This is a genomic window from Mucilaginibacter sp. UYNi724 (assembly GCF_054057495.1).
This window is the reverse complement of sequence record NZ_JBSRZI010000008.1, coordinates 162,458-175,357: the sequence shown is the minus strand read 5'-3', so window position 1 is coordinate 175,357 and position 12,900 is coordinate 162,458. Positions and strand designations below refer to the sequence as shown.

Below are 12,900 nucleotides of genomic sequence, written 5' to 3'. Positions count from 1 at the left end.
ATCATGAAAAAAATATTAATAGTTACCGCAATTATTGGCTTGGTTACCCAGAGTTGTACCAAGGTTAACGAGAACGTTTACGACAAATACAGCACTAACGAATTTTACGCTTCGCCGGCGGGTGCCGATGTAGCTTTGGCAAACGTTTACAGCAAAGTAACCGGCAGCTGGGGCAGCAACTATGCAGGCCGCGATAACTGCTGGTATGATCTTAACTCATACTCAAGCGACGAGCAGGTGATACCTCACCGTAACACCGGCGACTGGCAGCTTGATTTCGCGCAGCTTTATACCCGTACCGCACAAACAAACCTTAGTATCATAAACAATACCTGGAATTGGATCTACTCGTCTGTTTACAGCGCTAACCTTGCTGTAACCCAGCTTACCGCGGCAAAGGCCGACCCGGCAAAAATTGCCGAAGCAAAAGTAATAAGAGCATGGCTGTATTATTTGGCTATAGATGATTTTGGCGATGTGCCGTTCTATACCGATAACAATACCGATGTATCCAAAATACCGCAGGCAAAACGTGCCGAAGTTTTCACCTTTATTGAGAAAGAGTTAAAGGAAAATGTAGACCTGTTATCTGAAACACGTGGTACACAGTATTATGGCCGTTTTAACAAATGGGCAGGCTATACCGTATTGGCCAAGCTTTACATGAATGCGGAGGTTTATACCGGTACGCCGCGTTGGGCCGATGCACTTGCAGCTTGTAATAAAGTAGCAACAGGCGGCTTTACCTTACACAGTGGCGCGTTAAACGCAAGCAGCCCGTTGGGTTCGCAATACTTTGAATTGTTTGGTGATGTTTGCCCTAATGATGAAACCATCCTGGCGTTATTCATAACCGAAAACGTTATTAGTGGTAATATTATAGGTATCCGCAGCTTAAACAGCGCCAATGGCACAGCTTTAATTGGCTTTGCCGGTTGGAATGGTACTGTTATCCCATCAGAATTTTACGATAAGTTTGATGATAAGGACGTACGTAAAAAGCAATTCCTTGTTGGCGCGCAGGCGGGCAGTGTAACTTACACCAAAGATGTATCATCACTCATCGACCCCGGTGCAGCACCCGATGATGGCATCAGGGATGTTAAGTTTTTCCCGGCTGCACCTGTTGATGCCAGTGGCGCTTCAAACGATTTCCCGGTTTACAGGTTTGCCGATATTTTGCTGATGCAGGCAGAATGTAATGTGCGTTTAGGCAACCCCGGTGCAGCTGCACCGTTCCTAAACCAGATCCGCACACGTGCGGGGTTGGGCACCATTGCCAGCCCAACGCTTGATAACATTTACGACGAGCGTGGCTTTGAGCTAAACATGGAAGGCCACCGCAGGCAGGATATGATCCGTTTTGGCAAGTTTACTTTAGCGCATGGTTTTGTACCAACAACACCAGCCTACAAGCAAATATTCCCTATACCTACAGGCGCGCTTGATGCAAACCCTACATTAAAACAAAATCCCGGTTATTAATCAAAAAACAGACATGAAAAAATTAATATACCTTTCAATAATACTTTTTGCAGGCCTTGTGGCTTGTAAAAAGGAGGCTGAGATAACCAAGCTGGCAACAGTTTCATTTGTTACCGAGCCAACTGTATCCACAAGCGCGGTAACCCTTGCTAAGTCTAACGATACAACATCAGTTGTAACGTTTTCATGGCCGGCAGTTAAATACCCGGTTAAAGCGTCGGTAACTTACATCTTGCAGATAGATGTACCTACCGATACCGTTGGTAACAACGCCTGGGCGAACGCCAAGGTAATAGCCGTAGGTAAAGATGTACTGAGCAAATCTTTTTTAGGTAAAGATCTTAACACCATGGCGCTTACCATGGGCTTAGTGCCCGGCACACAGGGCACAATGGTAGTCAGGATCCAATCATATCAGGATCAGTACGCTTATACAAAAGCGCTTACTTTAAAGGTTACGGCTTACCAACCTGTTGCCGTTTACCCGTTGGTTTATATTCCGGGCAACTACCAGGGATGGAACCCCGGCGAAGCTCCAATGGCGGCCGCCCTAAAACCGAAAATTTATGAGGGTTACGTTTATATGCCTGTGGCAGATAACTACTACTTTAAATTTACCAGCGCGCAAGATTGGAACCACATCAACTTTGGCGATAGCGGCAACAACACCGTTACCGAAGATGGTTTGGCAGGTGGTATGGTAGCACCGGGACCCGGCTACATGCAGGTATCTATCAACTTAAATTCCAACACATGGTCGGCAGTGCCTACTACCTGGTCTATATTGGGTGATGCTTCACCCGGTGGCTGGAACACCGATACCCAGCTTGCTTACGACCCTGCAAAACAGGTTTTGAGCGTAACCTGCGATATGAAGAAAGATGGTTCGTTCAAGTTTAGGGCTAACAACGCCTGGGCGATAGATTTTGGTGTGAATGCCGATGGTGACCTTGCTTATGCAGATAGCCCGGTATATGGCTATAACGATAAGGTAAACAACATTACGGTGCCCGCCGATGGTAACTACACCATCACGCTTGATCTGCACGACCCGTCAAACTACAACTTTAAATTAAAGAAAAATTAATTTATGGGGCGGTGCCAGCCATCGACCTATTTAATTTGAAATCATGAAATTCAAACCAACACTAATGAAACTGCTGCTTTTATCGCTCGTTACCATTTTCAGTTTTTGTAAAAAGGATGGCAACAATAATGTTAAAACTGATCCTGCCTACGCGCAGTACGGTACACCCTTTGCCGGCGTGCCTACCACAACAGATGCCGCGATTTACCAGGTAAACCTACGTGCATTCAGCGAGAACCACGATTTTAAAAGCGTGATCGCAAAACTTGATAACATAAAGGCCCTTGGCATAAACGTAGTTTACCTGATGCCGATTTACCCGGTAGGGGTTGTAAAATCTGCAGGTGGCTTGGGCTCGCCGTACTCAGTTAAAGATTACAAAGCCGTTAATACCGAATTTGGTACGCTTGATGACCTGCGTGCTTTGGTTGATGCCGCGCACACAAAAGGTATGGCCGTAATGCTTGATTGGGTTGCCAACCATACGTCATGGGATAACGCCTGGACGGCCAATAAAAGCTGGTATAAACAGGACGATAAGGGCAACTTTATCCCTCCCGCAGGTACCAACTGGACCGACGTAATAGCGCTCGATTACACTAACAAAGAAATGCGTGCCGCGATGATAGATGCCATGAAGTATTGGGTTTACAATGCCAATATAGATGGTTACCGTTGCGATGCCGCCGATTTTGTACCGCTTGATTTTTGGAAGGAAGCTAATGACGCTATGAAAAGCATAACCACCCACAAGCTAATGATGCTTGCCGAAGGTACCCGCGCCGATCATTTTAAGGCCGGTTTCCAGATGGTATATGGGATGGGTTACTACTACGACCTTAAGAACAAAGTATTTGATGCATCCAACTCGTTAAGCGTGCTGCAAAACACAAACACTACGGAGTATGCGTCGGCATTACCGGGTTCGCAAGTAGTTAGGTACACAACCAACCATGATGTTTACCTGAGCGATGGTAGTCCCGTTAATATTTACGGCGGTAAAACTGGCTCAATGGCAGCATTCCTGGTAACGGCTTACATGAAAGGTGTGCCGATGATCTACAATGGCCAGGAAGTGGGTACTACCCAAAAGATCGATTTCTTCTACAATACACCTATCGACTGGAGCACCAACCCGGACATGACTGCCGAGTACAAGAGTATCCTAAACTTCCGCGCGGGCAGCGATGCGGTTAAAACCGGCGACTTGAGCGTTTACAGCAGCGATAATGTGGCGGCGTTCACAAAATCTAACGATAAACAAAAGGTTTTGGTGATAGCTAACATACGTGGCAATAACGCCACTTATACAGTGCCCCCTGCATTGGCAGGCGCAGGCTGGAAAAACGCTTTTACAAATGCGGCTGTAACTTTAGGGAACAGTTTATACCTGCAACCTTACCAGCATATGGTATTAGTACAATAAAGATTATTGGTTAATTTTATATTTGGTTTAAGCCCGCAATTGAGATGTTGCGGGCTTTTTTTATTGTGCCAGCGGGATAGTGAACCAAAAGCTGCTGCCTTTGCCAACTTCGCTGTCTACGCCAATGTCGCCGTCAAGTTTTTTGATGATCTCAGCACAGATGTACAGACCTAAGCCCAAACCCGAATATTGGGTGCCGCTTTTATCAACCCGGTAATACCGGTCGAACAAGTGAGGGACCATATCTGCAGCGATGCCCGGCCCTTTATCGTTTACAGATACTTTTACCGTGCTATCCATCTTCACTACAGTAATAATGATCTCTTTAGATAGCGGGGCATATTTGATAGCGTTGTTTACAAAGTTTACCAAAATCTGCTCTATTCGCCCGGCATCCGCAAAAACCTTTAACGATCCATTCCCGGTAGTAATGATACTATATAAACCTTCCGCGCGTACATCATGGCAGCAGGCATCAATAACGCTGCCTATGCTAAATTCACTTTTAAGGATATGCAATTGCCCCTGGTTTAATTTGCTTACGTTCAGCAGGTCGGTCACCAGGTTATTCACTTTTTCCATGCTTTTGTTGGCAACGGAGATCAGTTTGCTTAGAATAGGCGATGCCGGGGCATCTTTAATTTTATCCAGCAATTGCAGCGATGCCTTTAAACTGGTAATTGGCGTTTTTAACTCATGACTTGCAATGCTCATAAAATCGTCCTTTTGCTTAAGCAATTCGATAGTTGCTTCATCCAGCATCTTTTGCACAGTAATATCCAGTGAAGTGCCAACAAAACGGTATGCTATACCTGCTTCATCAAAATACGCCTTGCCTTTAAATTTTAGCCATTTTAGCTTGTTGCCATCTGTGCCTGTGGTACGAAACTCCTCATCATACTCACCACCATCAAGCCCGTTCAAGGCGCGTTTAAGTGCTTTATCTACTTTCTTTCTATCTTCAGCTAATATCAGCGCAATAAAACGGTCATACGTTATCTCATCTGCTACAGGCAGGTTAAACATTTCTTTACACCGGTGGTCCCAGATCAGTTCGCCTGTTATTGAATTGTAATCCCAGGTGCCCAGGCCGGCGGCGTCAACAGCAAGTTTTAAGCGTTCTTTGCTTTCTGCAAAAAGTTTTTCAACTTCGGCCAGGCCTTCTTCAATCCTGCGCTTGTCGGTAATATCAACAATGGCTAAAGTATCAGCAATTCGCCGTTCATTTTCTCCAATTGCCGGGCGTTCAAATTCATTATTTTACGGCCGATAGAAGGGAAAATATGCGTAACCTCGTAATTAAGCACCACCTTTTGTTGTGGCAAAATATTCTCCAGCATGGTACGCAGCGCCGGTATATCCCATTGCTGGTTGCCCAGGTCATAAATATAGCGGCCTTCTGTTTCGGCTTCATCCACTTTAAATTTGCTGTAGAAGCCGTTGGTAGCCTGTTTAACCCGCAGGTGTTCGTCTAATATAATAAGCGGGTCGCCAATAGTATTGATAATGCCATCGGTAAAGGTACGGGCGTAGGTGAGTTCGTCGTTACGGTCGCTCAGGGCATCATTGATAGCCATGATTTCTTCATTGGTGCTTTGTAACTCCTCTTTAGAGGTTTCCAGTTCCTCATTTATAATTTGCTTCTCGTCGCCGCTGGCTAATAGTTCAAGGTTTGCGCTTTGCAGTTCCTGGTAAATGGCTTCCTGTTCGTCAGATATCGATGCCATATCGGCATGCGTTTGCTTTAGCTCATCTTCCAACTGTTCTATCCTCAAACGGCTTTGTGTTTTTGCCGATTGTGCCTTGTCTGCATACATCGTACCCTCTTTAAATACTACCAAAAAGTGTATGCCATCAGCATTAATAATAGGGGTGACCTCTATGTCAACATACTGTTGGCCATCCGGTCGCAGGAATAAAATATTGTGTTTAAAAGATGGGATGTTAGTTTTTTTTGCCTGGTGAAGCAAGTAGCGTAGTTCAAAGACCAAACCTTCGCGTGCTGTTTTAAGCAGGTTTACCTGTGTGCCTTCCACAACAGGGGCAAGCCAGTTATCGGTTTTGCCACGGGATTGGATCACATCGAATACATCGTTTACAACAACGCAGGCCGGTGCGTATTTGGCAATTATAACTTCATCTGCTATTTTAAAAATAGCAGAATAGGTATTTGCCGGTGGCGGCATTATTTTAGTCATCGGATCGGCTTAGAATTCTATTAGTATGAAATATAACTACAATTATAATTGCAGAAAACTTGGTATTACAGATAAAAGTAACCAACATAAAGGTAACGTTAATTAGCATACTAATAATAATTGTTAACTGCCTGCAAATTATGGCAATGAAACTACTTTACACGGGAATGTTGGTTAATATGCAGCTATCGATTAAGTTTGCGCATCAATTATTTATATGCAGCACTTACTCGATAATCCCCTTTATAATGCCCTTGCAACTGGCAGCAAAAGCCTTGCTGCTGTGAATGGTAACATGGGTTATTTTCAAAGGGATGTAGCGCCTTTTGCAGGTTTAAAAGATTATACCGACGGTGATTTTGATGCTTTAAAGGACATGGTACCAGATAAAGGCCCGTACGTTTTCTTTAGACAGACGGAAATAAAATTTCCCGAGCCATGGAAAGTTGTTAAGGCTTTTGAAATGAAACAGATGGTTTATGAAGGCCCGGTGCCGCCTAACCAAAACGGGGTAGCGATAACCGGACTGGATAATACCCATATCCCCGAAATGATCGCTTTAACTACGCTAACGGCGCCCGGCCCGTTCCTGCAGCGCACCATAGAGTTTGGCGAATACACAGGGATATACGTAAACGGTAAATTAATTGCCATGGCAGGCCAGCGCATGCAGCCCTTGCCTTATGTAGAGATCAGCGCGGTTTGTACCCATCCAGATTATCTCGGCAAAGGTTACGCTGGCATTTTACTGAACGAACAGATCAAACGCATTATAGAAGCAGGTAAGATCCCTTTCTTGCATGTGCTTGTCAATAACACTGCAGTTAGGGTTTACGAACGTGTGGGCTTTAAAACCCGAGAGATAATTTTTGGCTACGTTTGCAGTCTTTAATTATATAGCCGAATAAGCGGTCGGCACCAGCATGGTTGAGGTTATTTTAGATACCAACAACGCATCGGCATACTCAGGCACGGCGCTTATTTTTTTCCACTCGGCATCACCGCCAAAACTCTTCCAACGGGCGCCTTTATCATCCATATCTTTAAATGTAACCATGTAGGTTAGGTTTGGGCGGTTATCGCCAATAATGGTTTCGCCAAAAAATACGGGTTTAAATCCAAGGCGTTTAAAAATATCCACTTCACCCTGGTCGTTAAACATCTCTATCTTCTTTTTACCGGCGGCTTCGCTGGCGCTCTTATATTGGCGAAGTTCAAAGATACGTTGTTCGCGTGGTGGCAGTTGTTTTTTGGGCATATGTTTAAATGCTTTTAAAACCGATGTATCCAGGCGTTCAAAGGCAGGGTCGCTGGCAGGGGCATTTAAATAAGCCGAGCCAAGTTTCCAGTAATCTTTATTGTTTTCCAACTCATTGTTAAAAACCTCTAATTGAGTATGGCTACTGTACGGGATAAAAATATAAAGCTTTGTTTGGCCGGTTGGGTTCATTTCGGTAAAAACGCCAACGGGCTGGTGAGACTGTTTTGCTACAAGAGGGACAAAAACATCCTTGTAAAAATCTTCGGTAAGTTGTTGTTGCTTCTGATCTTTAAAAGTGTAAACCCTTAGTTCATAATATTCTGCCGAATGTGTTTTGTTTGAATGTGGTTTAGATTGTGCCGTGGCAACAGCAGGAGCTACAGCAGCAATTACGCCGCTTATTAATGATCCTTTAACGAATGAGCGTCTTTGCATTTGAGTTATTGATTGGTGGGCCTAATATAATGTTTCTTATTCAAAATCCTCATCATCTTCGTCTTCCTCTTCGGGCACATAGTTGGTTATGGCCTGGCCTATCGCATCAACCTCGGCGTTGTTATCAAACATGGGAGTATCGGTTTCGGGGTTTAGCATTAGCCAAACATTATCGGTATCCTTTTCTATTTTGCCAAACTCGGTGCCGGCTTTAAATATGGTATAAATGTTATCTTCTTCGGGGAAAACGGCGTAAACAACTCCGTTTACTAACACGTCAAATGGGTCTTGTAACTCTTGCATAGTATAATAATAAAGGCGCAATTTACCATTTTTACAAATAATGCCCTAAAACGTACCGAAAAGTTTACCGATCGATTGCTTATTTAAGCGCATATTCATTTACATTTGCGCCCATAATTGCAGCGGCACGGGGTATTAAAACTTTGGCCGGTTTTTAGCGGTATATTAAGCATGAAAAGAGTTGTTATTACGGGCCTTGGCGTTTTATCTCCTGCCGGGAACGATATTAAAAGTTTTTGGACAAACATTGTAAACGGCCGCAGCAATGCAGCGCCCATTACCCGTTTCGACGCGAGCGGTTTCAAAACCCACTTTGCCGCAGAGATAAAAGATTTTACAATGTTGGAGCACCTGGACCGTAACGAGATAAAACGTAACGACCTGTACACCCAATATGCCCTGGTTGCTGCCAAAGAGGCTATCGAGGATTCGGGCTTTGATCTGGATAAAATGTCGCCGTTTGACATAGGCGTTATCATGGGCTCGGCACAAGGTGGGTTCGAAACTTTTGAACAGCAGGTGCGTGATTATGCTGCTAATGGCTTTCAGCCACATTTCAATCCGTTCTTTATCCCTAAAACTTTGGTGAATATGGCTTCGGGCCTTATCTCTATCAAATACGGTTATATGGGGATCAACTTTTCTGCCGTATCGGCTTGTGCATCTGCCAATACCGCTATAATGGACGCCCTTAACTATATCCGTTGGGGTAAAGCCAAAATTATTATCACAGGTGGTGCCGATGCACCTATCAGTGAAGCTTCTATTGGTGGTTATAATGCTTTAAAAGCGCTGTCAAACCGTAACGATTCGCCCGAAACAGCTTCCCGTCCGTTTGATGTGGACCGCGATGGCTTTTTGATGGGCGAGGGCGCTGGTGTATTAGTATTTGAAGAATACCAGCATGCTGTTGCCCGCGGCGCTAAGATCTATGCCGAGGTTGCCGGGGCAGCTATGACATCTGACGCTTATCACATTACCGCTACCCATCCTGAAGGTAAAGGCGCTATCCAGGGAATGAAATATGCCCTGCATGATGCAGGTTTGAATGCGGATCAGGTAAATTACGTAAACGCACACGCTACCTCGACCCCAGTGGGCGACCTAAGCGAATCTAAAGCGATAAGCGCGGTGTTTGGCGTTAACGAGAACCTTGCCGTAAGCGCGACAAAATCTATGACCGGCCACTTGTTGGGTGCTGCCGGCGCGATAGAATCTATCATCGCTATAAAAGCTATTACAGATGGCATTATCCCGCCAACCATCAATACACACACGATAGACCCTGAGGTGCCTTCTAATTTGCATATCGTAATTAAAGAAGCTATCAATAAAAAAGTCGACGTGGCCTTAAGTAACACGTTTGGTTTTGGCGGCCATAATGGTATTGCCTTATTTAAAAAGGTGTAAGCTAATTTTAATATATTTATGCCGATGGATAATAGCCTTTTGCTTAATAGTATTGCCAAATACGTAACGCTTGATGAGCAGGAAGAGCAGATGCTATTATCTATACTCCACTATAAAAAAGCCAGACGCAAGCAGTTTGTACTTGAGGAAGGCGACATCAGCGCCAAAATAATTTTTGTTACCGGCGGATGCCTGCGCAGTTACGCGGTTGACAAGAACGGCACTGAGCACGTGCTGCAGTTTGCCCCCGCGGGTTGGTGGATAACCGATATGCGCAGCTACATTACCGCCGAACCCGCCCGCCTCAATATAGACGCGATTGACGATAGCGAATACATCTTCATCAATAAAAACGACTTTGAAGAACTGAATATTAAAGTCCCCAAGTTTGAACGCTTTAACCGTATTATAGGGCAAAACGCCATTGCCACGTATCAGCACAGGCAAATAGACAATGCCATCTTTGCGGCAATGGAGCGTTACGCTAACTTTTGCCAGCTTTACCCGTCGCTCATCAAAACCCTTCCGCAAAAACAGGTGGCATCATACATTGGTGTTACCCCCGAGTTTTTGAGCAAGATGTTGAACACGCAGATTGTTAAATAAGGTTGGCGGTTGCGAGGGGCAGGAGCGGAGGGCGAGATACCATCGAAGAACCTATATAAAATTATACTTTTAACGTTCCTCACTCCAAACAAAAGTCTGCTCTTCTCTCTTAACCTACATTAAGTTTTCTTCTTAATCTGCCATAAGTGTTGGCCTTAACCTACATTATTGGGCTGCGTGCGTGTGCAGGCTATCTTTGTTATATCAAATCCAAAGAGATATGAAAAAGAAAATCCAACACATACTTGCAGGCAGGGAAAAGCAAATAACTAAAGATGAAACCGTAAGGCAGCCATTGCCCCACATGGATTTCAGGTTTGCTAATCCGTTTGTTGTGCTGCACCATATGGGGCCAAAGCAAATTACGCCGGGGCAGGAGTTAAGGATTCACCCGCATCCGCACCGCGGCTTTGCACCGGTTACGTTTCAGCTACAGGGCGAAGGTTACCATAAGGATAGCGCAGGCCACAGCGGCACCATCAAAGCAGGCGATGTGCAATGGATGTTTGCCGGCAAAGGCGTTTTACACAGCGAAGGCCCAACAGCCGAGCTATTGAAGAACGGTGGCACGCAAGAACTGATCCAGCTTTGGATAAACGTACCCAAAGCAAATAAATGGGATGAGCCAAGCTATCAATCGGCCACTAAAATGCAGCAGCCAAACGTTTTGCTGCAAGATGGCGTGAACTTAAGGCTGGCAAGCGGTGATTATGACGGCCAAGTCGGCCCGATAAAAAGCATAACCCCGGTTGTATCAATAGTGGGCGAAATAGCGCAGGGCAAACAGGTACAAATGATAGCAACACCAGGATACTGGACATTGCTTTATATAGCCAAAGGCCGCGTAACCGTAAACCAGGAAACAGTTGGCCAGCATAATTTGGTGGTTTTTGAAAAGGATAACGAAGAGATCATCCTTACCGCCGAAGAAGATACACAAGTCTTGTTTCTGAGCGCCGAGCCAATTGACGAGCCGGTTGCCGCTAAAGATAATTTTGTAATGAACACCATCGAAGAAACCAACCAAGCCATTGAGGACTATAAAAATGGTTTATTCGGCACGCTTGAATTTTAAACAGAAACATCAAATATAAAAAACACACACAATCATGGAAAATACAATAAACGGCATCCACCACATTACAGCAATTGCAAGCAATGCCAAACGCAATCACGATTTTTACACAAAAGTATTGGGCCAGCGCATGGTTAAAAAAACCGTGAACTTTGACGATCCCGAAACTTACCACTTATACTACGGCGACAAGCAGGGTACGCCCGGCACAATCCTAACTTTCTTCCCATGGGAAGGTGTACAAACAGGCAGGAGAGGTGCAAGGCAGGCAACTGAAATTGGTTACTCTGTGCCGCAAGGAAGCTTTGACTTTTGGTTGAAACGTTTCGAAAAACACAATGTAACCTACAACAAGGTAGCTGAAAAATTTGGAGAGCAATACCTTACCTTTTTAGACCCTGATGGTTTAAAACTGGAGTTGATAGCCTCAAAGTCATTAGACACCCGTTTGCCATGGGAAACAGACGACATAAAGGCGGATAACGCTACTAAAGGTTTCCACAATGTGACTGTCACTACCAACAAAATGCAGCCAACCGCCGATATTCTGACCAATGTGTTTGGCTATAAATTACTGGAGCAGCACGTAAACCGCTACCGTTTTGTAACCGATGCGGTGGATGGTGCTAATATAGTAGACCTGGTAGAAGTGCAGGGCGAAATTGCCGGGCATGTCGCAGGTGGCTCTGTTCACCACGTGGCCTTTAGGGTTAAAAACGAGGAAGTGTTGATGCAATACCGCGATAAAATTGCCGCGTTAGGGTTAAACATTACCGATAAGATAGACCGAAACTACTTCTACTCCTTATACTTCCGCGAACCGGGCGGCGTATTGTTTGAGATTGCTACGGATAACCCCGGCTTTAGCGCCGACGAAGCGATTGAAGAGTTAGGCCAAAACCTGAAATTGCCTGAGCAACACGAACGTTTACGCAGCCATTTAGAAAAAACGTTACCAAAATTAGACTAAGTAATGTACGCACACAGCAAACAAATAAGCATTGGCGGCGCAGCAGTCGCCAATGCGAAAGCTGCCCTCATCATGTTACATGGCAGGGGCGCTTCTGCACCAGATATTATGCGGCTTGCCGCCGAGTTTAGCGCGCAGGATATAGCTATTTACGCACCGCAGGCCACGAATAACAGTTGGTACCCTTACAGCTTTTTAGCACCTGTTGAAGATAATGAACCGGCATTAAGTTCCGCTTTAGCGGTGATTGATGAAGTGGTAGCACAGGCGATGGCCGATGGCTTTACCGCGGATAAAATTTACTTCGCAGGGTTTTCGCAAGGGGCGTGTTTAACGTTGGAATATATTACCCGTAACGCCAAACAATACGGCGGCGCGGCAGCTTTTACAGGTGGGCTGATAGGCGAGGAGCTGAACATTGCCAATTACAAAGGCGATTTTGCAGGTACACCTATACTGATTACCACCGGAGACCCCGACCCGCATGTGCCGGTAAGCAGAGTACAGGAGAGCGTAGCATTGGTAAAAGGCATGAATGCAAACGTGACTTTAAAAATATACAAAGGGCGCCAGCATACCATAAGTTTTGACGAAATTGCATTGGCAAATCAGCTTATTTTCAAATGAAGAAATTGATCGATTAT

General features: G+C 45.0%; 13 protein-coding genes. 9 read left to right on the top strand and 4 right to left on the bottom strand.

The window, feature by feature from the left end:
- Nucleotides 1-3 precede the first annotated feature (3 nt).
- From ACVW0P_RS13555 to ACVW0P_RS13545, 3 genes are read left to right on the top strand one after another with little or no spacing between them, the layout of a single operon-like run.
- Nucleotides 4-1,485 carry a RagB/SusD family nutrient uptake outer membrane protein gene (locus ACVW0P_RS13555; RefSeq protein WP_457132586.1) on the top strand — a complete coding sequence of 494 codons (1,482 nt, stop codon included), beginning with the start codon at nucleotides 4-6 and terminating at the stop codon, nucleotides 1,483-1,485.
- Between the two features lie 13 nt (nucleotides 1,486-1,498).
- Nucleotides 1,499-2,572, top strand: a complete 1,074-nt coding sequence (locus ACVW0P_RS13550; protein ID WP_457132585.1) for a SusE domain-containing protein — start codon at nucleotides 1,499-1,501, stop codon at nucleotides 2,570-2,572.
- A 43-nt stretch (nucleotides 2,573-2,615) separates the two neighbouring features.
- Nucleotides 2,616-3,998, top strand: coding sequence for an alpha-amylase family glycosyl hydrolase (locus tag ACVW0P_RS13545; RefSeq protein ID WP_457132584.1), 1,383 nt, complete (start codon nucleotides 2,616-2,618; stop codon nucleotides 3,996-3,998).
- A gap of 60 nt (nucleotides 3,999-4,058) precedes the next feature.
- Here the strand turns inward: ACVW0P_RS13545 and ACVW0P_RS13540 are convergent, their stop codons facing one another.
- Together ACVW0P_RS13540 and ACVW0P_RS13535 are read right to left on the bottom strand one after the other, a co-directional pair.
- Nucleotides 4,059-5,024, bottom strand: coding sequence for an ATP-binding protein (locus ACVW0P_RS13540; RefSeq protein WP_457132583.1), 966 nt, complete (start codon nucleotides 5,022-5,024; stop codon nucleotides 4,059-4,061).
- Between the two features lie 173 nt (nucleotides 5,025-5,197).
- Nucleotides 5,198-6,196 carry a hypothetical protein gene (locus ACVW0P_RS13535; RefSeq protein WP_457132582.1) on the bottom strand — a complete coding sequence of 333 codons (999 nt, stop codon included), beginning with the start codon at nucleotides 6,194-6,196 and terminating at the stop codon, nucleotides 5,198-5,200.
- Between the two features lie 217 nt (nucleotides 6,197-6,413).
- Between ACVW0P_RS13535 and ACVW0P_RS13530 the strand changes: the two genes are divergently transcribed.
- Nucleotides 6,414-7,088: a GNAT family N-acetyltransferase gene (locus tag ACVW0P_RS13530; protein ID WP_457132581.1), complete on the top strand. Its 675-nt coding sequence runs from the start codon at nucleotides 6,414-6,416 to the stop codon at nucleotides 7,086-7,088.
- Here the strand turns inward: ACVW0P_RS13530 and ACVW0P_RS13525 are convergent, their stop codons facing one another.
- Together ACVW0P_RS13525 and ACVW0P_RS13520 are read right to left on the bottom strand one after the other, a co-directional pair.
- The gene (locus ACVW0P_RS13525) at nucleotides 7,089-7,892 is read right to left on the bottom strand and encodes an NIPSNAP family protein (protein ID WP_457132580.1); all 804 of its coding nucleotides are present in this window, start codon (nucleotides 7,890-7,892) and stop codon (nucleotides 7,089-7,091) included.
- 36 nt (nucleotides 7,893-7,928) lie between these two features.
- Entirely contained in the window at nucleotides 7,929-8,195 is a 267-nt protein-coding gene (locus ACVW0P_RS13520) for a hypothetical protein (protein ID WP_354430755.1), read from the bottom strand.
- Between the two features lie 171 nt (nucleotides 8,196-8,366).
- Between ACVW0P_RS13520 and fabF the strand changes: the two genes are divergently transcribed.
- From fabF to ACVW0P_RS13495, 5 genes are all read left to right on the top strand, one after another.
- Complete coding sequence (gene fabF / locus ACVW0P_RS13515) at nucleotides 8,367-9,605, top strand: beta-ketoacyl-ACP synthase II (RefSeq protein ID WP_457132579.1); 1,239 nt, start codon at nucleotides 8,367-8,369, stop codon at nucleotides 9,603-9,605.
- A 24-nt stretch (nucleotides 9,606-9,629) separates the two neighbouring features.
- Nucleotides 9,630-10,211, top strand: coding sequence for a Crp/Fnr family transcriptional regulator (locus ACVW0P_RS13510; protein WP_457132578.1), 582 nt, complete (start codon nucleotides 9,630-9,632; stop codon nucleotides 10,209-10,211).
- 220 nt (nucleotides 10,212-10,431) lie between these two features.
- Nucleotides 10,432-11,286, top strand: a complete 855-nt coding sequence (locus ACVW0P_RS13505) for a pirin family protein (RefSeq protein WP_457132577.1) — start codon at nucleotides 10,432-10,434, stop codon at nucleotides 11,284-11,286.
- Between the two features lie 34 nt (nucleotides 11,287-11,320).
- Nucleotides 11,321-12,256, top strand: coding sequence for a ring-cleaving dioxygenase (locus ACVW0P_RS13500; RefSeq protein WP_457132576.1), 936 nt, complete (start codon nucleotides 11,321-11,323; stop codon nucleotides 12,254-12,256).
- Nucleotides 12,257-12,259: 3 nt separating this feature from the next.
- Nucleotides 12,260-12,883, top strand: a complete 624-nt coding sequence (locus tag ACVW0P_RS13495; RefSeq protein ID WP_457132575.1) for an alpha/beta hydrolase — start codon at nucleotides 12,260-12,262, stop codon at nucleotides 12,881-12,883.
- The last annotated feature ends 17 nt before the right edge of the window (nucleotides 12,884-12,900 follow it).